At 48.9% G+C, this 21719-nt stretch carries 17 protein-coding genes; 12 read left to right on the forward strand and 5 right to left on the reverse strand.

Annotated features, from left to right (window positions below; all coding sequences use genetic code 11):
• Positions 1 to 123: 123 nt before the first annotated feature.
• Positions 124 to 573, forward strand: coding sequence for an ion channel (locus R6U90_RS04900; RefSeq protein ID WP_410351556.1), 450 nt, complete (start codon positions 124 to 126; stop codon positions 571 to 573).
• 460 nt (positions 574 to 1033) lie between these two features.
• Here the strand turns inward: R6U90_RS04900 and R6U90_RS04905 are convergent, their stop codons facing one another.
• Positions 1034 to 1981 carry a mechanosensitive ion channel family protein gene (locus R6U90_RS04905; RefSeq protein ID WP_410351557.1) on the reverse strand — a complete coding sequence of 316 codons (948 nt, stop codon included), beginning with the start codon at positions 1979 to 1981 and terminating at the stop codon, positions 1034 to 1036.
• 1163 nt (positions 1982 to 3144) lie between these two features.
• Between R6U90_RS04905 and R6U90_RS04910 the strand changes: the two genes are divergently transcribed.
• The 4 genes from R6U90_RS04910 (at position 3145) to R6U90_RS04925 (ending at position 7845) form a co-directional block, all read left to right on the forward strand.
• On the forward strand, positions 3145 to 3843 hold the full coding sequence (locus R6U90_RS04910) for an SDR family oxidoreductase (protein ID WP_410351558.1): 699 nt from the start codon (positions 3145 to 3147) through the stop codon (positions 3841 to 3843).
• A gap of 7 nt (positions 3844 to 3850) precedes the next feature.
• Positions 3851 to 4585, forward strand: a complete 735-nt coding sequence (locus tag R6U90_RS04915; RefSeq protein WP_410351559.1) for a DUF72 domain-containing protein — start codon at positions 3851 to 3853, stop codon at positions 4583 to 4585.
• A 654-nt stretch (positions 4586 to 5239) separates the two neighbouring features.
• On the forward strand, positions 5240 to 5419 hold the full coding sequence (locus R6U90_RS04920; RefSeq protein ID WP_410351560.1) for a dodecin domain-containing protein: 180 nt from the start codon (positions 5240 to 5242) through the stop codon (positions 5417 to 5419).
• 701 nt (positions 5420 to 6120) lie between these two features.
• Positions 6121 to 7845, forward strand: a complete 1725-nt coding sequence (locus R6U90_RS04925) for a BCCT family transporter (RefSeq protein WP_410351561.1) — start codon at positions 6121 to 6123, stop codon at positions 7843 to 7845.
• A gap of 202 nt (positions 7846 to 8047) precedes the next feature.
• On the opposite strand, the gene R6U90_RS04930 is transcribed toward R6U90_RS04925, so the two are convergent.
• A complete protein-coding gene (locus R6U90_RS04930; RefSeq protein WP_410351562.1) occupies positions 8048 to 9022 on the reverse strand; it encodes a GNAT family N-acetyltransferase in 975 nt (324 codons plus the stop codon).
• 627 nt (positions 9023 to 9649) lie between these two features.
• Between R6U90_RS04930 and R6U90_RS04935 the strand changes: the two genes are divergently transcribed.
• From R6U90_RS04935 to R6U90_RS04945, 3 genes are all read left to right on the forward strand, one after another.
• The gene (locus R6U90_RS04935) at positions 9650 to 10627 is read left to right on the forward strand and encodes a response regulator (protein WP_410351563.1); all 978 of its coding nucleotides are present in this window, start codon (positions 9650 to 9652) and stop codon (positions 10625 to 10627) included.
• On the forward strand, positions 10624 to 11586 hold the full coding sequence (locus tag R6U90_RS04940; protein ID WP_410351564.1) for a diguanylate cyclase: 963 nt from the start codon (positions 10624 to 10626) through the stop codon (positions 11584 to 11586). Before R6U90_RS04935 ends, R6U90_RS04940 begins: the two co-directional genes overlap by 4 nt.
• 80 nt (positions 11587 to 11666) lie before the next feature.
• Positions 11667 to 12335, forward strand: coding sequence for a rhodanese-like domain-containing protein (locus R6U90_RS04945; RefSeq protein ID WP_410351565.1), 669 nt, complete (start codon positions 11667 to 11669; stop codon positions 12333 to 12335).
• Between the two features lie 219 nt (positions 12336 to 12554).
• On the opposite strand, the gene R6U90_RS04950 is transcribed toward R6U90_RS04945, so the two are convergent.
• Both R6U90_RS04950 and R6U90_RS04955 read right to left on the reverse strand, forming a co-directional pair.
• A complete protein-coding gene (locus R6U90_RS04950; RefSeq protein ID WP_410351566.1) occupies positions 12555 to 13373 on the reverse strand; it encodes a phosphate/phosphite/phosphonate ABC transporter substrate-binding protein in 819 nt (272 codons plus the stop codon).
• Positions 13374 to 14165: 792 nt separating this feature from the next.
• Positions 14166 to 14447 carry a hypothetical protein gene (locus R6U90_RS04955; protein WP_410351567.1) on the reverse strand — a complete coding sequence of 94 codons (282 nt, stop codon included), beginning with the start codon at positions 14445 to 14447 and terminating at the stop codon, positions 14166 to 14168.
• A gap of 1657 nt (positions 14448 to 16104) precedes the next feature.
• On the opposite strand from R6U90_RS04955, the gene R6U90_RS04960 reads away from it, so the two are divergent.
• Positions 16105 to 17988 (forward strand): putative bifunctional diguanylate cyclase/phosphodiesterase, encoded by a 1884-nt coding sequence (locus R6U90_RS04960; RefSeq protein WP_410351568.1) that lies wholly within the window; start codon positions 16105 to 16107, stop codon positions 17986 to 17988.
• Positions 17989 to 18088: 100 nt separating this feature from the next.
• Positions 18089 to 19003, forward strand: a complete 915-nt coding sequence (locus R6U90_RS04965; RefSeq protein WP_410351569.1) for a patatin-like phospholipase family protein — start codon at positions 18089 to 18091, stop codon at positions 19001 to 19003.
• A gap of 66 nt (positions 19004 to 19069) precedes the next feature.
• On the opposite strand, the gene R6U90_RS04970 is transcribed toward R6U90_RS04965, so the two are convergent.
• Positions 19070 to 19786, reverse strand: coding sequence for a VC0807 family protein (locus tag R6U90_RS04970; protein ID WP_410351570.1), 717 nt, complete (start codon positions 19784 to 19786; stop codon positions 19070 to 19072).
• Positions 19787 to 20067: 281 nt separating this feature from the next.
• On the opposite strand from R6U90_RS04970, the gene R6U90_RS04975 reads away from it, so the two are divergent.
• Both R6U90_RS04975 and R6U90_RS04980 read left to right on the forward strand, forming a co-directional pair.
• Positions 20068 to 20811, forward strand: coding sequence for a LysM peptidoglycan-binding domain-containing protein (locus R6U90_RS04975; protein WP_410351571.1), 744 nt, complete (start codon positions 20068 to 20070; stop codon positions 20809 to 20811).
• Between the two features lie 381 nt (positions 20812 to 21192).
• Positions 21193 to 21468 carry an MOSC domain-containing protein gene (locus R6U90_RS04980; protein ID WP_410351580.1) on the forward strand — a complete coding sequence of 92 codons (276 nt, stop codon included), beginning with the start codon at positions 21193 to 21195 and terminating at the stop codon, positions 21466 to 21468.
• The last annotated feature ends 251 nt before the right edge of the window (positions 21469 to 21719 follow it).

The raw sequence follows: 21719 nt of genomic DNA on the forward strand, positions 1-21719 counted from the left end.
TTAGAAGGATTAATTCGGTTTTCCAATAGGTTATGTTGGTCCAACCCTGACAGTTCTTGCTATATTCCCGGACAATATATAAAAACGAGATGATTTAAATCAGGGATATTATCAGGGAAAAATATGCTAAACGAACTCCATATTATCATTGTGAGTATGACGATAATGACGCTCTTGTTGGCTGTGACGCTGCATTATGAAGCGTTTGTCCGGCTCAGCGCCTGGCTGGAACGCTCGGGACAGCGTGGGCGGCAGCGTATTCTGATGATGGTGATTGCCCTGATCCTGGTTCATGCCGTAGAGATCACGCTGTTTGCCACCACTGCCTGGATATTGCTTGAATATGTTTCTGGTAGCGGGAATATCATTGCCCCCTATCCGGTGTTATTTCTTGATCATGTTTATTTATCATCGATTACCTTTACCACGCTTGGATACGGCGAAATCTACCCTGAAGGGCCAATCCGGTTTCTGTATGGGACCGAGGCTCTCAGCGGCTTTGCGCTTATTACCTGGTCGGCTTCATTAACATTTATAGAAATGCAGCGTCATTGGGGTAGTACACAAAGATAAATCAGGTTGCTGGATGGATGTTTACAGTTGAATATGGATATTCATAATAAGTAGAAAGTGGCTGTCCTTCTACCGGGCCGCACTTTTTACTGTCTGTTGTTAATAATATTTGAAAAGCCACATAAAAGGTGCCCTGTGGTGGCCTTGCCAGGTATGCGATCGCTCAATATGTGACCAGATACTGAAAATAACCGTGGACTCGTATGCCATGCACACGTTGTTTATGATTGCCAGTCGAGATTGAGTGATTCAAAGACATCTCAGGATATTTGTGGCCAGAGCAAACCCAAAAGAGTTCCCTCTTCGCCGCCTTCTTCGTGAACATGGCTGAACGATAGCCTGGTAAAAAGCCGTGTCAGGTACGGTGGTCGCTAATAAATGGAAAATTCGTACTTGGCCCAGGCAGGGCGGTTAAGTGTTCAAGCGCACCATGGTCAAGGTTGATGTTGTGTCCCTGCCGTCATGATGAACTCTTTTGCTCCTCACGGTTAGGTGTCTCGAATTGTCCGGTTTGGTTGATTAACTGGGTGACGAAGGGTTTGCTCATTTCGCCGAAGTAGATGGAACGATGAGGAAAGGGTATCTCAATGCCTTCGCGATCAAAGGCGTATTTGACGCGCCTGCGGTATTCACGACCCACATCCCATTGCTTGATGGGGAGTGTTTTGAGCCGGCCCTTGATGACCACGGCCGAGTCGCCGAACTGATCGACGCCGAATATCTCGACATCATCAATCATCAAGGGGCCGAAAGTTTCATCTTCGTGCAGCTCCTTGCCAGCCTGTTTCATGATGTCTATGACCCGATCGGTGTTCTCTTTATAAGCCACGCCGATCTCGAACACATAGGCGGACCACTCGCGGGTCATATTCGACAGAGTGGTGATAGTGCCATTGGGAAAGACGTGCACCACACCGGAAAGGTCGCGCAAAATCAAAGTGCGGAAGTTCACTGCCTCGACCAGCCCACCTGTACCGTTGACGATGGCCACATCGCCGACGCGCACCTGGTTTTCAAGCAGGATAAAGAAACCTGAAATTACGTCACGCACCAGGTTCTGACCGCCGAAACCCACAGCCAGGCCGACGATACCGGCGCTGGCGAGGATGGGAGCGATATCCATACCGACCTCGCGCAAGATGATTAGCAACACCACTGCCCACATCGTGATCCGAATCGCCTGATTTAGCAGTCGCACCAGCGTATCGGCCCGCTTCTCGGCCTCACCGGCTACTTCGCCGATCGTCCTGCCGCGTTTAATGAGACGCTTCTCCAGCCGACGAAGTCCGGCTTCGATTACCTTCATGGCAATCCAGGCAACGACTAAAATGAACAGGATGCGCAAGGCTGAAAAGATGATTATTTCCCAGTTTACTGTCTTGAGAATGACGTCGATGTATTCTTGCATATTCCCTCCACCTGGACGTGTACGAGATCTTTTTTCCGGTTCGTAATATGAGTAAATTGCATGGTCAAGAAGCTGTATATCTATAGCTGCACAAGCGTGCTTCCTGTGTATTTACCGGCATTATAAATGCCTGATTATTTGTAATAAGAAGAGCAAGATCGAAAAACTTATGAGTATAACCAAAAAATACCAGGTAGTTCATTTGAAAATGTCAATGACAGACGGTAGCCGTTCTCCTGTGCAAGAAATAATAACGTTTTACCGAGTAAGGCAGTGAGAAAATTCTGTAGCGGATGTGCGAATAATTCACGTTCGTTACTCCTCCTCTATGCCCAGTCTTTTGTTCTATTCGCTAAGCAGCGGGATAGGCGAATACTTTTCAGTGAAGAAAGAGAAAGTATAGTTTCGTAATCAAATAATATTAACTATAGTCTTGAGGAGACGATATTTCCGGGAATATATCGAGTTACACATGATATTCATGAATACATTGTTAATGTGTGATATATATCAATGAGCACATTTATAGTCGGGTTAAGTTAGTTAATAAATATTTTATTTGCAGGTGATATCCATAACAATGAATAATCTTTAGATGTATTAACTCGTAGACATAAACAGTCTCATAGGCCGCCTGGCAGGAAATAGTAATATTGCATATGAGATGAGATGAGCCATAATTCTGCATGGCAAAAAACCGATGCGAGCTTGAGATAACCCGTATGCAAAAAGGTTTGTTAGTCACTACGAGGATAATAATTATGATTTTATTTTGTTCAGACCAGAGCGATTGACAAACGGAGACTGGGTCGTGATCTCAATCATTTAAGCCAACGAACCGGAAAAGTTTGTCAACGTGACATCAGAGTTGCTTGCAGAGCAAACCGCGAACCAGGTCGTGAGCGAATTTCATACAACTCCTGCTGCTTTCGTCGTTGAGAAAAGTTATCCAGCAGCGATTCTGAAGGCTCTTCTTTCCAGGTCAATTGGTTTATGGGCAGGCAAATAAATCAAGACATTTTGACGATTATAAACGCCGTGATGGAATCATCGGCCTGGAAGCTGGTGTTTATTGAATAGGACCAGCGTTTTCGAATGCTGGATAACTTCGAAAATTCGGGTACTGAATTTTAACAGCAAAAACTATATGAGGGTAATTGTTTATGCCGCATATTCTGATTACAGGAAGCAACCGGGGCATCGGGTTGGAGCTGGCGACTCAATATGCCCGAGACAACTGGCGGGTTTATGCAACTTGCCGTCACCCGGCAGAGGCAGAGGCGCTACAGGCACTGGCCAGCTCGCATGAAAATGTCTCGGTGCATCGTCTGGATGTGACTCTGATTGAGGATATCCGTGCAGTTCAGCGAAAACTGGAAGGAGTCAGTCTGGATTTGTTGTTCAACAACGCGGGCGTTTATCTGGAGGACTCTTACAGTTCGCCAGAACCCGGGAATATAGAATACAGCGTGTGGCTCAGAACCCTTGATATTAATTCTCTCGGGCCGGTGCGTGTGTCGGAAGCATTTATAGATCAACTATCTCGTAGCGAAAAGCCTCTGATTGCGGTTATGACCAGCCATATGGGGAGTATTGCGGACATCGACACTGGCGGCAGTTATTATTATCGATCCAGCAAAGCGACGCTCAATGCAGCGATGAAAGGCCTCGCAAACGCCCTGAGACCGGAAGGAATCGGTGTGCTCTTACTTCATCCTGGTGGTGTGGCAACAAGGATGGGGCCTTCTAATGGTATATCCACTTCTCAGTCCGTCGAAGGACTGCGTAACCAGATTGATGATTTCAGTATGGATAAATCAGGCACTTTCATCAGCTACGATGGCACACCTATGCCCTGGTAGAAAGATTATGCGTGGCACTCAGAACTCTGTATACATTGGCACCTCAGGCTGGTCATATGGCCACTGGCAAGGTCCTTTTTACCCAGAAAATATGTCCAGCGAAGAACAGCTGAAATTCTACGCTGAAGAATTTTCCTGTGTAGAGATCAATAATTCGTTTTATAAATTACCGGATGAGAAAACACTGCGACACTGGCGAAATACAGTAACAGAAGACTTTCTGTTTACAGTGAAAGCCAGTCGCTATATTACGCACATGAAAAAAATTAAAGACTCAAGTGATAGCGTAACCCGCTTTTTGAAGCATATATCCGTGCTGCAGCCAAGACTCGGGCCAGTATTGTTTCAATTGCCGCCAAACTGGAAATTCAATGAGAAACGGCTGTCTGAATTTCTTGCCTCATTGAGCCGGGAATTCCGCTACACATTTGAATTTCGGGATCGTAGCTGGCTGAATCCTCGCGCCTATGAAATTCTTGCAAAATACGATACGGCCTTTTGCATTTACGATTTCAACGGGTTCCTCTCACCCCGGGAAGTGACGACGGACTTTGTTTATATAAGACTCCATGGTCCCGGCGACGCTTATGAGGGCGAGTATGACAAGCAATCCCTGGCCGGTTGGGCCGGTGCTATTTCCAGCTGGTCTTCACAGGGGAAGGATGTATTCTGTTTTTTCGATAATGACCAATCCGGGTATGCGCCATTGAATGCCCGCTCGCTGAAATCGATGATTCAGTAGCATCTTACCCAAGCGTAAGTGTACAGGTACAGACAAGAGACTCTTTGTTACCCGCCAACTATCGCAATGACTATTGATATATACCATTACCAGGGGTTATAGCTGGTCTGCTTACGACGTTTCTAGACTCCGGGAATTCGTAGCAAGTGAACCAACTGAGTAATGTTTATCTGGTCGGTATTGTTGGTACTGAACACCACAAAGATTTCGCAATAAACGGCGGCTTGAAGCCTGTCGTGTAATGCTTTACGGTTTGACGATCCTGTTGTCTTCGATCGCCGTATTTCGAGTATCCAGGAAAGTAATGCCCCAGGCGATGAGTGTTTACAGATAGAGCTTAAAGAGTAAGCGATATTATTGACCAGGTAAAAGAAATATAAAATATAGCAGAAGAATAAAAAGGGGGGGTATACGCCAAATCTCGCGCTGAATAAAACAACCACTAATAATAATATTTATGCAGCACCATACAAAGATGGCTGTCGATAATAATCTGGCTTCCTTGATGTAACATTGAAATTTGTCAATGAAGGAACAGAAGGAGAATGCTAATATTCAAAACTCTAAAGTTTTTATTTATTCTTCCTGTGTAGATTTCGATAAGCGAGAGGAGTTCTCTGAATTGTTGTTACTTAATTTAAATCTTGAGGGGGTGTGAGTGCGCCTTACATTATCGAGGTTCTTGCGGAATCAGGAATAAGCCGGGAAGACGCCGCCGTGAATGCCGTAGATAAGCCGTTCGAATCATTGCACAATATTAGTTCGATATACATACACGTATTCGAGGCGAAGGTTGTCGATAACAATTCAGTCAATATCGAATTAATGCAATAGTGACTTTCGAACTGGAGTGAGTGCGTCTTACCCCGCCGTTGCGCAAAATCGTTCGTGGCGGGCAAGATAAAAAACACGCTAATCAGGTTGAAAAATAAGAGGTCAAGGCTGGCACAAGATCAGGCTGTCAGGGCGCCCTCAAGAGTGCAGATGGTCTGTGTATTACCTGTATTTCTCGATAATACAACTTGAAATGGGTAGTCCCTTTTCCGGAGAGAAATATCTGCTCTGTTTTTTGTGTCGCCAGTCTCGCCGTGCTCAGCATAATAGAAACTCATACTACAGAGTACATTGTATGGTGCGGTGTACAGATATGGTCTTGTGAACGACTATATTTAAAAGCCGGGAGATTATACGTTGGATTGCAATGGGTCGTGATTAGTGATTATCTCAATCAGTCTTTTTTTACTGGCAATTTTATGCTTTGCTATTTTAGTCTGTTGTGAAACGGTGTCTCTTCCCCGTGGGATGAGAAGATGACTGTATAAATGAAGACGAAAACAGGATTTTCACTACCAGGTATATATGTGCAATAAACCCACGTAATATAGATAGATAAAACCTGGGGGTAATCTGAACAATCTCCGCACCCAACTCAATTCGACATTCAGAAAAATCGGCATCCATCTTCAGGTTGAACTGATCCGTGTTCTGCCTGGCAGTTCATTCCTGGTCTGAAAGTAATCTACGGTTGACAGAATATGAGGAACCCCATCAACAAGGTACTTGAGTCCATGGAGGCCGAGTCGACACGCGAGCAAACTGACAATCCACGCGAGCCGAAACAACCATCACGACAACGTGCCATGCTCAAAGGGCGCGAGGCTCAGCTGCGTTCGGCCAGCGGGCTGTTCATCGGGCTGAATCCGGTTGTGGCGTCCATCACGATACTGGCCGTGGTTGCATTTGTTGTTCTTGGCAGCGTTTGGACTGATCAGGCCACCGAATTGTTCACGCAAATGCGTGACGAGACACTAGTGCTCTTCAAATCCTGGTATGTGTTGCTGGTTGCAGCAATACTGGTCTTCGTGTTGTGGTTGGGTTTCGGCCGTTACAAGAACGTGCGCCTGGGTCGCCAGGACGAGGCTCCTGAATTCGGGTTGTTCTCATGGTTTGCCATGTTGTTTGCAGCGGGCATGGGGATCGGGCTTATCTTCTGGAGTGTCGCCGAACCTATTCTGCATTTTCAGGGAAACCCGTTTATCACGAACGGTGGCACGCCTGCGGCAGCGACTACCGCGATGCGTCTGGCCTTTTTCCATTGGGGTATGCATGCCTGGGCGGTGTATGCCTTTGTCGGTTTGAGTTTATCCTATTTCGCCTATCGGTTGTCACTGCCTCTGAGCATACGTTCCGCATTCTGGCCCCTAATCGGACGGCGGATCTACGGTCCTGTTGGGCACACCGTTGATGTATTTGCGGTACTGGGAACCGTTTTTGGTGTAGCGACGTCTCTTGGCCTGGGCGTGCAGCAGCTTAATACCGGTCTTAATGTGGTGGCCGGTGTTCCAACGGGTGAAGTCCCCCAGCTTGTCATCATTGCTCTGGTGACCACAGTAGCTCTGTTATCGGTTATTTTAGGGGTGCGACGCGGTGTGCGTGTATTGTCTGATCTTAATATGTACCTGACTTTCGCGCTGCTGGTCTTTTTACTAATTTTTGGTCCCACGCTTTATCTGGCGGGATTCTTCCTTACCACATTAGGCGAATATCTGCATAACCTTCCCTTGCTATCGTTCTGGACCGACGTCAACCACAATGACGGCTGGCAGGAACGCTGGACCCTGTTTTACTGGGCATGGTGGGTTGCATGGGCGCCCTTTGTCGGCTTGTTTATCGCCCGAATTTCCCGCGGGCGTAAGATCCGTGAGTTCATCATGGGTGTATTGTTGGTTCCCACACTGCTTACTGGCCTGTGGTTGATCATCTTTGGGGGGACAGCTTTGCACGTGGAATTATTCGGTTCGGGTGGCATCACCGCCGCTGTGAACCAGAATGTGACCGGCGGCCTTTACGCTTTGTTCGCGGGGTTGGAGGTGCATGCAAGTTTGCAATGGCTCTTATCGGTACTGGTGACGATATTGATTGCTGTATATTTTGTTACTTCCTGCGATTCCGGAACACTTGCCATCACCACTATCCTGTCGGTTGGCGATTCCGAGCCGCCGGTGCGTCACAGGGTCGTGTGGGGGATTGGTGTGGGCGCCATCGCGGCTGTATTGTTGGCCAGTGGCGGAGTTACGGCATTGCAGGCGGCGGTCATCGCCGCAGGTTTGCCATTTTCCCTTATTATGGCAATTATGGCTTATGCGCTGGTAATAGCGCTGCGTGACGAAGAGGCCGCGCCACGGCGTACCCCCGATCAAGGCCGCGCTGAAGAACCATGGACCGGCCGAAGCAAAATCAGTGGCGTGAAGGAGACATAAAACTTGAATAGCGGGCTTGAATGCCGGTCATACCCGGGTAAGTTTGCCACGAGCTGTTGATGCCCCGTTCGGCACTACCTGCAATTACCAGCATGTCAAATCAGTTGAAGCGCGAGGCTTTATTGTGAAACTCTGTCTATGAAAAGTAGTTGATATGTATAATTAGTATCAACGGAAAAGCTTGCATTTTTGTTCAATGGGGTTATCCGGTCTCGGGTAAAAAGCTTGGCATGCTCACCCCGTTGAAGCCATGAAACTCTCCCCAGACCTGTTTGAGATGGGTTTCCACGTTGACAGCACCCCACTGATACATCTGTTCTACCATCTTGCGATGGCGCATCGGAATAGAAAACAGTACCCAGGTTCCTTTGAACCGGTTCGCCTCGGAGCCGAGCAGGGAGTTGGCAATCAATTCAGTGCGTGCCACACAAGGTCCCATCATATGTAGCGCGGGGTGTCTGGTGGAAAGGATGAAACCGTCAATCTGTTTATAATCATTAACATACACGCTGGCATGTAAACAACCCCGCGGGTTACTGATAGCATACTCAAAATCCATCTCCCGGTGTATGCCGCTGATTTCCATTTCGAGATCAACCATTGCCGGTATATCTTGCAGCGTCGCTTCCCGTATGCGCGCGGTGTTTTCGACGGGGTATATGAATCCATCGTTCGGGATATTGAGAACCATATCATGGTAAGTCTCCCGCGGGATGAAACCGGCGCGGTTATATAACGAGAATGAATCCATATTAATGGCGCTACCTACCAGACGGCAGCTTCGATATTCATGTTCCCTGGTGTAGTTAAGAATATGATCGACCATGGCCCGGCCAATGCCTCTGCCGGTATAGTCCGGGTGTACACTCATAATGCCCAGGGAGACATGTTGTTTGCGGGGATGATAAAAGCAGGCTCCCATAATTTTTCCGGTTTCACTACAGAATGCGGCAATACTTTTTCCGGGAGTGAGATCATTATAGATGTCGAAAAAGATTCGGGTCTGCTGTGATTGGCAACTGAAATAATTCTTTCCCCAACCGTGCTTCCAGTACCAGTCATTGAATGAGCTATACAGCATTTCTGCATATTCATTAACATCGGATTCCTGCAAAGGGCGAAATAGCGTACCATTTTTCTGATAGGTATGACTGAATGTGTTATTTGTCGCTGGCATGTCTGTTGGGTTTCACTCCGGTGCTATTGTAGATTTTACGATGACAAGGTATACGTAAAAACGCCTTGGCCGTCTACTTTACTGGCTGTAAAATTTGTTAACTTTTGTTAAGCGTTTTAACGCTTTTTAGATGGGCAGACATTGCCGGACGTCGGCTGCAGAAGCATATATATCTTCTCGACGTGCCAGTGATACATTGAAGCTTGCGTAGTGAACTTTTCATGAATGCGAGAGCAACCTTAACGAACTCAAGGTTTCTAATTCCTTACTTATGATATGGAAATGCACAGCCTCGTCATGGTGCTTTAATAGTTCTTTGCGGGGTTCCGTGGCAGATCGGAAATCCTGACCCGGTGAAGCAAACTTCCCGGTTGTTTGTCCCTTGCACGATATGATACGACGCATGATAAATACATAAGTGTTGCATGTGCAGCTCTTTTGCGATGTCGGGTCGTATTTTAAATTGAAAGAAGATATTATTCAGCAGCGGCGGGTAAAATATAATCGCGTATTTTTCTTTTATATCCCAACTTCCACGGATGATCGTGGGATGATAGTGCCGCCTCGCTTTTAACACTCTGGCCGACTAAATATACTGCGCCTGTACCAGGCCTGGAATCAGAAATTATGACTACCCCTGTCGTCATCTGTGACGATTCGAGTTTCGCCCGCAAGCAGATTGCCCGCGCACTGCCTTCCGACTGGAAGGTTTCTATCACCTACGCCGCCAGCGGGCGCGAGGGGATCGAGGCGATCCGCCAGGGTATGGGAGATGTGCTGTTTCTTGACCTGACCATGCCCGACATGGACGGCTTCGATGTCCTTGAATTTATTCGTAACAATAACCTGCCTGCGTTGCCCATCGTTATTTCCGGTGATATCCAGGAGGAGAGCCAGCGCCGTGTCAAGCAGCTCGGTGCCGTCGCTTTTATAAAAAAACCGGTCAATCCCGCAGAGCTTGTCGAGGTGTTGCAAGGTTACGGGGTACTCGAGCTGCTGAATGCTGAACCTGCTGCTCAACTGGAAGAGGTGGACTTCTACGACTGGTGCCAGGAGATCGCTAATGTGGCGATGGGTCGCGCGGCGAGCCTGCTCGCCGGGGTGATTCACGAAGGGGTGGAATTGTCTATTCCCAGAGTCAACCTGCTGGAGCGCAGTGAACTCGTGATGCTGCTGGGTGGTGTCGGCCACCACGGTGTGTCAATCGTCTCGCAGGGCTTCATTGGCGCCGGGCTGGCTGGCGAGACGCTGCTTTTTTTCGACGACAGCAGCGTGCCAGCGCTGGCACGGTTGATGAACTACGATGACAGCGCACCGGAAGAGAGCGAGCTGGAGTTACTGATGGAGGTAGGTAACGTGCTGGTGGGCGCCTTCCTCAAGGGGATTAGTGAACAGCTTGATGTCAAGTTCAGCCAAGGCCATCCGCGGCTCTATCTACACAGTCAGGCAAAAGAGTTGTTGCAGGGAGGTGGTGCTCAACGCACGCTTGCCATCGAGTTAAGTTACGACATAGGCAGTGTGCCTGTCCATTGCGACCAGGTGCTGCTCTTTACCGAAACGTCGATCAATGCCCTGCAGCAGCACATGGAGGTGGTACGGTTATGAATGACCGCGATGACGGTAATCTCGCCGAGATGCACTGGCTCCTGCGGATTCTGCAGGATGTTGATGTGGGTCTGGTGGTGCTGGATAGAAAAATGCGGGTTCAGCTGTGGAATGGCTTTATGGAGAACCACAGCGGCCTGACCCCCGGCGAAGTACGCAATCAGAATCTTTTTTCCCTGTTTCCCGAGCTGCCCGAGGCATGGCTGGTGGGCAAGATCGAATCGGTCTTTCTGCTCAATAACCGGGCTTTCTCCACCTGGAACCAGCGTCCCTATCTGTTCCGTTTCAATAGCTACCACCCGATCACCGGCAACGCAGAGTTTATGTATCAGAACTCTACGATTATTCCGCTCATATCAGTTAACGGCGAGGTAGAGCAGGTTTGCCTGATTATCTATGACGTTACCGACACGGCCATCGATGAGCAGGCACTGCAGCAGGCCAACAAGGAGCTGGCGCGACTGGGACAGACCGATGGCCTCACGGGACTCTACAATCGTCGCGCCTGGGAAGAACTGCTCAGCGCGGAATTCAAGCGTAGCGAACGTAGCGGGATGAAGTCGGTACTGGTGATGTTCGATATCGATCACTTCAAGAAGGTCAACGACAGCTACGGCCATCAGGCCGGCGATGAAGTGATCCGCCAGGTGGCCGAGTCGCTGCGTCAGGTCAAGCGTGAGGTAGATATTGCCGGTCGCTATGGTGGTGAGGAGTTCGGTGTGATACTGGTAGACACAGATATTGACGGCGGACTCCATTTTGCCGAGCGGTTGCGCCGCGCCATCGAACAGAGTGTAGTATCCTGCGGGTCAACTGATATCCGTTTCACCATCAGTCTTGGCCTTGCCGAAAACGGCCAGCAAGGCGATTACGTTCTCTGGCTTGAGCAGGCCGACCAGGCGCTCTACCATGCCAAGAAGAACGGCCGGAACCGGGCCAGTGTTTTCGGTGTCGAGTAGCGGCGACAGGCATAATTCTGCCGGTTACCCTCTTCAGAAACGGGTTTCACTCAAAAAACGCAATATCACGGAGTCCAAGCATGAATATAAAATATCTGTTTTTCACCGCTGTGTTATTCATTGGCGTCCACGCGCAGCCAGCCTATGCGCAAGAACTGAAAGTCAAGATCACCCCGGAACTTGGCAGTGTGGATGTTAAGCACAATGGTAAAACCGTAACCATCAAGCGTAACCAGAACAATGACAACAAAGTAGTGGATGACTTTGCCAAAACCTCGCGCAACTGTCCGCCGTTTTGTATTCAGCCCATGTCCCTGGCACCGGGGGTTGAGACTGTCGGCGAGGTGGAAATGCTGGATTACCTGACAAAGGTCTCTTCCGGCGACGAGTCGGTTCTGGTGATTGATTCGCGGACTCCGAAGTGGGTCAAGCGCGGCACCATTCCCGGTTCGATTAACATACCCTGGGTAGAACTCAATCCGGCTCAGGGCGCAGCCCCATTTGATATTGTCGATATTCTGACCGGGAAGTTCGGCGTGAAGGAACAGGACGGACTGTTTGATTACTCGAAAGCCAAAACCCTGGTATTGTTCTGTAACGGTATGTGGTGTGGCCAGTCGCCCGCCAATATTCGCAGCTTGCTGGAATACGGTTATCCTGCACATAAACTCAAATGGTATCGCGGCGGTATGCAGAACTGGTTCAACCTGGGACTTGAGACGGTCAAGCAACCTCAAGAAAGTAACTAGCAAGGCATTAGCCCTTTGCCCGCACGATGGGAGCCGACCCCTTCTTTAAGGGATTGAAGCTCTTTGTCCCCAGTGCGGGGGCCGTCCGTGGCCATCAGGTTGATTTTATGACGAAATCAGCTTTGTAAAGGCAAAAAAAGTACCGAAGAGAAAGAACCTGACTTGTTATTCCCTGCGTCATGGTGATCCGATCCACGCAATCCATTGGCTTGAGCTCGCTCAGGGCAGTTCGAATCCCCATACATGGCGTAACATAAGACCAAGGCCTTCGTATTCCTCCGGATCGGCGGCGACGATGCCATTGGTTTTGAAGGTCTCCAGCAGGTTGTGTATATGGGGTTTGGCGTCTTCATGTAATAGTGCCTCGATGACTTTCTGGCGGGTTTCTGTATCGACCCGGCTAGAGGCGGAGATGGTCCGTTCGGGATAGTCACGTTGCGGAGCGAGGACGATGCGGATGTTTTTCTTGTCTTTGATCTTGTTCCACATCTTGTCGCGCAGCACGGCACCGTAGTTGCCCGGGTGGGACAGGCATTGCTGCAGGGCCTTGAAGCCTTTGACCGTGATCAGTATCGGTTGGCGAGCCGGGTTGGGGTAATACTCGAGAAAGGCCATGGTGAGCATGTTGGGTGAGGCGAAGGTACAAACCCGATGGCCAATCAGATCATGATAATCCTTGACCGTAATATCCTTGTTACTGACCACCACGATATTGATCTTGCCAGAGAGACTAACCAGCGGGGTGTGCCTGTATTTGGTCATGCGCCAGCCGACAAAATGGGGGCCATCGAAGACGAAATCGTAATAATCTTTTTTGAATTTGTTTGAGTATTCGATAAAGTTTTTGGCGGGCTCCAGGATGATTTTTTTGCCGGTTTTCCCGGACAGGTAACGGACAATCGGTGTATATATTTGCCGGGTGACTTCGACGGAATGTGTCGGAGCGGTAGAAAAGATCAATGGTTTTTCTGCCGCATGTGCCGGTTGAAAAGCCAACAGAATTACGATAGCCAGCATCACTCCAGGTATATACTGCATAAGCCTCCCCTTATATGGTTTGTGAAAAAGCTAATTCACGAGCTGACGCCCCGGATATGTTTAATAGTCTTAAAAGTATAAGGTTTTTGCAAAAGCAGTTGAAGTATTTCTGTACTCAATTCGGGTTGAATTGTCGGATCCCCTTTCAAGCTGGTTGCAGTTTGATAATCAGTAAAAGTGGAATGATTTACTGGGTTATTTACGGATGAAATGCATGAACAAAAAGCGGAAAAAAATGTCCCCCTTCCCGTCTTCTTTTCTCATTTTACCAATATCCTCAATCTGTCGGATCAAAGTCTTCTCGCTATGGATTGAACACGACCTCGCCGGAATGTGCTCCAAATGGCAAAAAAACGTGATGAATTGCCAGTGAGAATGTATGCCGAATGAACAGGGCTTGCGGGAGGTATAGAACAGTCGCCGAAGATTGAGTGTATCAGGCCGTGCACACTGGAACCGCGTGTACCGAAAGTTTGCTACTGATCGGCATGCTGGCATCCCTTGCCATCTGGCTGGTGGACAGGCTTGCAGGAGTCAAAAAGCAACATCAACGAGACCGGGCTACTACCTTCAAAACAGAAATGTTATGCCATCCTTTAGTCAGGATGGCCGGTATTACATAAATCTGACCGGGTAATTCAGAAGATGAACTTTAAGCAGGCAGTTTACATCGTCCGCTGTACTCCGAGGCGTAATAGTAAAATGCTTTTTGCGGGACTATCTGATTCTGACTTTGACTTTGTAAAATATCGTGAAAATTCAAATAGTTGTATCGCCATGATACGTATCGCTTCAATCAGGTGGACCAAACCGGGCCAGAGCGCTGTCCAGCGCATTATCCATTTCCTCATAATCCTGTTGCCTGGCGACCAGGCCCGGCTGGTGCTTGGCCAGTTCTTCATGTTGTCGCTGTTCCGCCTGAAGCAACATATCCTGTAGTCGTTGCAACTCATTACTATAATCATGACGCAGGTGGTCGGGTACATGCTCCTGTTGTTGCCGCAATACTTCAAGCTTGTCGCGTAATCGCTGTATCTGTTGGCCGCGTTGTTCAATATTGTTGTCTTCGTGCATGTCTGTTTCTCCGATGTTTTTGATGCAAATCAAACTCGTAAACCTATCTCAGCAAGGCAGGGTTATCCGGTCATTGATAAAACACAATGATGATGAAGAATCAGGTTTATAAGCATATCTGATTAGAGTGATATGGCCGAATTTCTATTGGGGGTTGAGGGCATCTGGCTGAAGAAAGCGGGACATGCTTACTGCCGTGTCATAAATATGTGACGAAAGCACAGATAAAAAACAGTATTATTTGAGCCCGCGCCAGTTACATATCCTGAGCGAGGTTATCTGGCGCGGGTGCATATCTTTCGCCGCCCGGGCTGTAATAGCCTGCCAGGGTGTTCCCTGGAGGACGAGAACAACCTGCCCGGGGCGGCAGTGAGTTGTCGGTCTCCGGCAACAGCTTGAGAGATTTACATTTATCCCTGCATTTGCGCTTTCTCGTAACCGGCCTGTGCCTGAAAATCCCCGTAAACAGGAAACCCGCAGAATTATCGTCTATTATCAGATACGGGCATCATGTCGAGATACCTTTACCTCACTGAGATTGAAAGAGATCTCCACTCTTGCCGGGGGACGTTTAAGGCCCCGTCCCTGATTAAATCAAAGGTTTGTATAAAGATGACTAAATAGCTGGTCCAAATACCAGTCCAGTGAGATTCCTTTGTCACGTTGTTCCTCGAGATGACCTCTCTATTATCAGTCATTGCGAGCAAAGCGAGGCAATATTTTGAACAAAGTGATCGGGTATTCTGAACATTTATTTATCCGCTGTTTTGGGAGAAAAAAACGGGAAACCGTGTGGCTGGATTAAGTTCATCAAGGGGATTGAACAATCAGAGAAGCTCGCGCCAGGTAGTTGTGCGCAGAAAGTTATGGCGCAAGCAGAACCAGATATCCCAATAACAAGCAGTAGAAGATTACCTGGAGTCTGACAGGCAGAACGGACATCCCATTCTCCGCTAATATTGATGCAGTTTATGAGTACATCAACTCATGCTTGTGTGCGGGAACACGGGCTAAAAATACCAACTGTCAGTCTATAATAAATTTCACAATTTGTTGTATTATTCATAAAGCAGGTTGAGGCCGTGATTTTTTTGGCACATCAGCAATACAAGCCAGATACTGGCGAGAGAGGTATAAAAAATGCCAACGGCAATAAATCACACAAGCCAGGGAATGCGTATATTGCAAACTCAATCAATCATGCAGTTGCTTTAACACCAGAGTCTTCGCGCAGAGGAATTGGCTGTTCCGCAACGCTAGCGAATATTTTCTGGTCTTCATCGATTTCCCTTAGATTGTATTGCAGGGACCGCAACGCTGTGCAATACGTGATAGAGAATGCAGAGAATCTGTACCGGTCGAATCTGGTGGAGGACCTGTCGTCGGCGATTCTCAGCACGCCAGGAAGTGTCTGCTGCACAACGAGGGCAGTAGCCAGTAAAGTGTGAATAATTTTCGTTTGTCAGCTGATGCTCTTGGAGTGGGTTTACTGAGAAGAGATTGCGTATTCGGGCTTTATCCATGAAAGGGCATAAGGTAGATTTATCATTGATGTTTTTGGCGGTAATAGCGGTGTGATGTAGAACAGGTCGATGCATAATCGTCCTAATCCATTGGATTCAAATGATCGCAGAACCGGGGGAGTGCGCTGGATTACGTGAAACATCATAATTCAAAATTTATTGCCTATCTACAGGGCATCGGTCTTGCGATCATCGTTATCGCACCGTTTGCGCTGATCCAGAACCTGGTGGTGGTCGGCGAATTCCGCATCCAGTACATCGTCATCCCAGTCATCGTGGCTCTGGTGCTGGGCTCGCTCATCGGCACAGTGGCCTGGTTGCGACGCGACCTGGAAGAACAGGGCAAGCTGTTCAAGGCCGTCGCTGATTTTGCGCTCGAATGCTCGTATATTCAGAGTCCTGACGGGCGCTTTCGCTACATCTCGCCTGCCGTGAAACGGCTCACCGGTTACAGTGCCAGCGACATGATGGCCGAACCTTCGCTGCTGGATCGTATAGTACATCCCGACGATGCCGCCCTGTGGGCCGAGCAACGAGCCCGTTTATGGAAGACAGGAGAGCTGGAGGTCATCGAGTTTCGCTTCATTACGGCCGACGGCGACATGCGCTGGGCACGACACTATGCGGGACCGGTAATCGACGAAGATGGCAAGATGGTTTCGGTGCGCGCGACCACCATCGATATCACCCGGCAAAAGGACTATGAAAACCACGTACGCATGCTGGCCGACTACGATCCGCTCACCGAGCTACCAAACCGGCGCCATCTGCAAAGGGAACTCGACGGGATCCTGCGCCGGGCTGAACAGCAGAACTGCGAATTCTGCGTCATTTTCATGGATCTCGACCGGTTCAAGTACATCAATGATGCCCATGGTCATTCGGTGGGGGATTTTTTGCTGATTAAACTGGCGCAGAGACTGCGCATTTCGTGCAAGCCGGATGTGCTTCTGAGCCGTTTTGGTGGTGACGAGTTTGTCTTCATACTACCCCTCGGTTCCACCCGTGAAGATGCGGAGATGGCAGCACGCAAGCTGCTCAGCCTGGCCGACGAGCCGTTTATCCATGAAGGTATGCGGTTCACTGTCGGCGCGAGTTTCGGCATCGCCAGTTACCCGGCTGACGGCATCAACGCCGAGTCGTTGATCAAAAATGCAGATGCGGCCATGTACCAGGCCAAGCGGGTCAGTCAGGATATCCGCTTCTTTTCGCAGGAGATGGGCGAACACGCGGCGGCGGCCGTGCAGTGGGAGACCCTGCTGCGCGAGGCGATCAGCCGCAACGAGATCGAGGTGCAGTACCAGCCTATCGTGAACCTGGATACGGGCCGTGTAGAAGCGGTCGAGGCCCTGGCTCGCTGGAACCAGCCGGATGGCAGCCAGGTCTCTCCTATGACGTTCATCCCGTTGGCGGAGGAAATTGGTCTCATTCATCGCCTCGACGCGCAGGTTGCGGAAAAGGCCTGCGCCCAGTTACACGTCTGGCGCGAGGCAGGCCACGACATCAAGGTGTCGGTGAATGTGTCGGCCCGTCGATTCCTGCAGGCCGATTTCTGCGAGGACATGTTCCGCATCATTCACGAGGCGGGGTTACGCCCACAGGACATCAAGGTTGAACTCACCGAGAGTACGCTAATCGAGGACCTGGATAACAGCAGAACAAAGATCGCGATGCTGCGTCAGACCGGCGTGGAGGTCGCAATTGATGACTTCGGTACCGGTTTCTCCTCGCTCGGTTACCTGACCAGCCTGCCGATGGACATACTCAAAATGGATCGTTCGTTCATCCGCGCGATGACACTGGGCAAGCGCCACCGGGCCGTAGTAGCCGGGGTGCTCGGTCTGGCCGGCAGTCTCGAGATGACGGTGGTCGCCGAGGGCATCGAGAATGCCGAACAGCAGCGCATGCTGACCGATATGGGTTGCGAGGCCGGACAGGGGTATTTCTTTGCCAGACCCATGACGGTCGCCGATACCGGAAATTATCTGAGCGAACAGCGCCGGGAAACCTCTGGATAAGTGTCCAGTTTTTGCCAATATCAGAAAATATTCTCTTCTGACTCTGATATCGCTCGTTTGTCACTGATCTTTTTCTTATGCTTGATGAATGGATAAAACAATGACATTGACCCGGCGAGAATTTCTGGCATTCCTTGCCGTCAGCCTGCTCAATACAGGCTGCGGGCGTGAGCTGAAAGACCAGAAAATCGGACTTGCACTGGGAGGTGGCGGTGCCAGAGGCCTGGCGCATATTCCAATGCTGGAAGTCTTAGATGAACTGGGAATCCGGCCTCATCGCATTGCCGGATGCAGTATTGGTGCGGTGATGGGTTGTCTGTATGCATCGGGACTTTCCGGCGGGCAAATCCGCGAGGTCGTCGAACGTATGACAGTTTCGGAAGATGAGGACTGGCTCGATACATTATTCAGTGAAGAAATTTTCAACTGGGCCGAGTTTATAGAACCCAGTATGGGCAGAGGAGGGTTAATCGAATCCAGGGACCTGATGCAATATCTGCTGGATCTGATTGGAGTTACCGATTTCAGTCAACTCGAAATTCCGTTAATGGTTGTGGCGACAGACTTCTGGAGCCGCAAACAGGTGGTATTCGAATCCGGCGAACTGTCCTCCGCGATCAGGGCGAGTATCGCCGTACCCGGTTTATTTGAGCCGGTAGAGTATCAGGGAAAAGTGCTGGTTGATGGCGGACTGGTCAACCCTGTGCCTTATGACCTGCTTTTTGATGATTGTGATGTGGTGGTAGCCATTGATGTGCTGGGTGAGCGTACCCCTGAGACTGACAACGAGCCAACCTATTTTGAAACTGTTTTTAATACCTTTCAGATCATGCAGGCGACGGTGATGCGGGAAAAAATGCGCAACCGATCGCCAGACATCTATATCAAGCCTGATATTCAGGATATTCGTGTGCTGGAGTTCTACAAGGCTAATGAGATATACGGTCAAAGCCGCTCAGGCCGGGACAGGCTGCAACAAGAAATCACAAAATACAGAACTGAAGGGAATCAGTGACAATCGTGTTTTATTATTATGTATAAAACCCGGTAAATGCAGGCCGGATATTTTATCTGCCGATTCTCACGGAGTATTAATAATTTCCTCTAATTTATACCCGGTCAGCAGGCGAATCGTGCGCCACAGGTAAAACAGAATTGCGATCATCATGACAGTGGATGGGATGGCGATCATCGGGTAACTCAGCAGGGTCATTTTTCCCAGTTCTTCGTTGAAGGCGCTCGTCCCCGCCGGGCTGATAACGATCCATGTAGCGAGCAGATAGTTCATGATGGCGGAAAACAGGAAGGTGCCGCTCAGAAAGTACGTTGCATTCTGTAGCCGGCTTTCAAATATTTGCCGGTTACCAAGCTCATGGAGTTTCATGTCGATCTTTTCTATATCCATAATCCGTGGGTTATATACCAATGTCCTGATTAGCGGATAGGGTGTATAGGTTGAGATGAGAACCGCGATACCGATGATGGCGGGAATTGCTGCTTCCTTGACGGCCAGCCATTCGGGACTGAGTTGTAACAGGCCGATGCCTCCAGTGAGCAGAACACTGACCAAACCAAGCAGCGCAATGAAATTGAATTTCCGGTATTTGAACAATTCAAATGTGCCCCAGCCGAGCGGGAAAGCCAGCGCGAAGACAAGAGCGCCACCAGGGCCCAGATGTTCCAGACCGCTAAGTTTCATCAGGATTACGGATGGAATCAGGATGCTGACCAGCAGGTCGACCATAGGGCGGGGTTTATGCGTGGGGGGGAGCTGTGTTGTCGTTGTCTCGTCGTTCATCGGCTTCATACGGGTTGTGTTTGCAATATGCTATATTAATATATTGATGTCTTGTTGTGCTACATCAAGATTCTGACAGGCTTGCATCCATTTCGTTCCGGTTAACCCGATAAATCGGCGGTAGAAGGGTGGAGAAATTGATAAGGGATTATTTTTTAACCAGTTTCTACGAGCGAATGATGAAGCCGGACCCGGTTTCATTCGCAGCGAATAGTGAAATGTACTGCATAATCGGGGATTTATGCCGGAAGGATTCCTGTTCTGAGGCAATCTCATAAGTTATGAAAAAAACTGAAAATAAACCGGCACATCAGCAGGAAAGGCAGACTGCCTTGCCTGAACAGGGGGCAACGACTGATTCGGAGTCGCTCCCCAGGCGGGAGCCCATGCGAACTTCCGTTGATTGGGAAATACCGGGAGATGTTCCTGAGAAGGAACGACGGGCAATCTATCCTGGTTCCCCGGTTGTCAATCCCCAAAAGCGGAATACCCGTGGCGCCCCAGACACGGCAGACACAACACAGATGATGGCAGATGAACGATCATCCTCCTCAGTAAACACACAAACAAGCGAGATACTAAAACGCAGATCCTTCCTGTCTGTCCCGGGGGTTTTAGCTCTGGTTTTGATAATAGGTCTGAGTGGTCTCGCTTACATGCATTTTAGCGTAAATAATGACGCTCTTGTAAGCACGAACACCGAGCATGTCGATGTGAGCGATAATGTGGCAATGGAGGATGCTATCCGGGTTATGCCGGTAGTATTGAGTGATGTGTCAGAAAAGACAGAAATTCAACCGGTTCAGGATGTACAGTCAGTTTTACCAGGCAAAACGGAGGGGGTCGCCAATTCTTTTCAGGAACAACGTATCATTACTCATGTCGTTAAAAAAGGTGACACTCTGTGGGATATAGCAGAATATTATGTAAATGATCCGTTCCGTTATCCGGAGCTGGCTACGTTAAGCGAAATCGAAAATCCGGACATGATTTATCCCGGCGAAATCGTTCGTATACGAATCTGAAACATAAAGCAATAAAACGGATCAGTGACGGACATGCCTCATTAATATGATAATTCAGGTATCAGAGATAATTTTTATATTGCCATCTGGTTGAGCAATGTTGCATGCAGGAATGCTGTTAGTTAATAGGGGATTGATATTTTGTCAATTCTGAAAAAGTTGTTCTCTTTTTCTCGTCATCAAGCTTTGCCGGAACTCAAGGCGATCTATATTGCCTGTTCGGCTGGCGCTGAAATACAATCTGTCCATCGTATAAAGGCGCTTGAACAGACTGGTTTGGAGGGTGACCGCTACAGTGCTGCCAGAGGGTATTGGCAGGTTACCGAAGCCTGTCAGGTTACGCTGATTAGCCAGGATGACCTGAGTAAAGCCAAAAAGGGCTTGTCGGACAGCTTGCGCGCCAGATTGGATACGGGACATCATCGCCGTAACCTTGTTATCAGCCATCTTAAAACCAGAGACTTGCAGGATAAGACATTCCGAATAGGCAATGCCGTTTTTTGTTATCACAAACCTCGCCCACCGTGTGGCTACCTTGATAAGATAGAAGGCAAAGGGCTTGGTGGCGCACTTGGTAAAAACAGCGGGATATGCGTCACCGTTCTCAGTAGTGGGGTTGTCGCGGTCGGTGACCGGATTGAGATTGTGCGCAATTAAAAACTCACCGGCGGATAAGCCTTTTTCAATATTCAAATAATTACTGCACGATTCTTCTGCTCTGGCTTTGCACCCGGGAATACCTCTTTGATCATTGCTTGTGTGTTTGCCGAGCCGTGTGTTCATTCTTTTCCTCATCCTTATATCAAAAGTTGTGAACATTACTGCGATATTCGTCGACTCTCCTGTTGCGGTACTGTTGTTTAAAACAAGCCTGCGCGTATTTTATGTAGGCTGCTGTTTGATGCCAG

Origin of the sequence: Thiohalophilus sp. (assembly GCF_046483665.1) — a bacterium.
Lineage (GTDB): Bacteria > Pseudomonadota > Gammaproteobacteria > UBA6429 > Thiohalophilaceae > Thiohalophilus.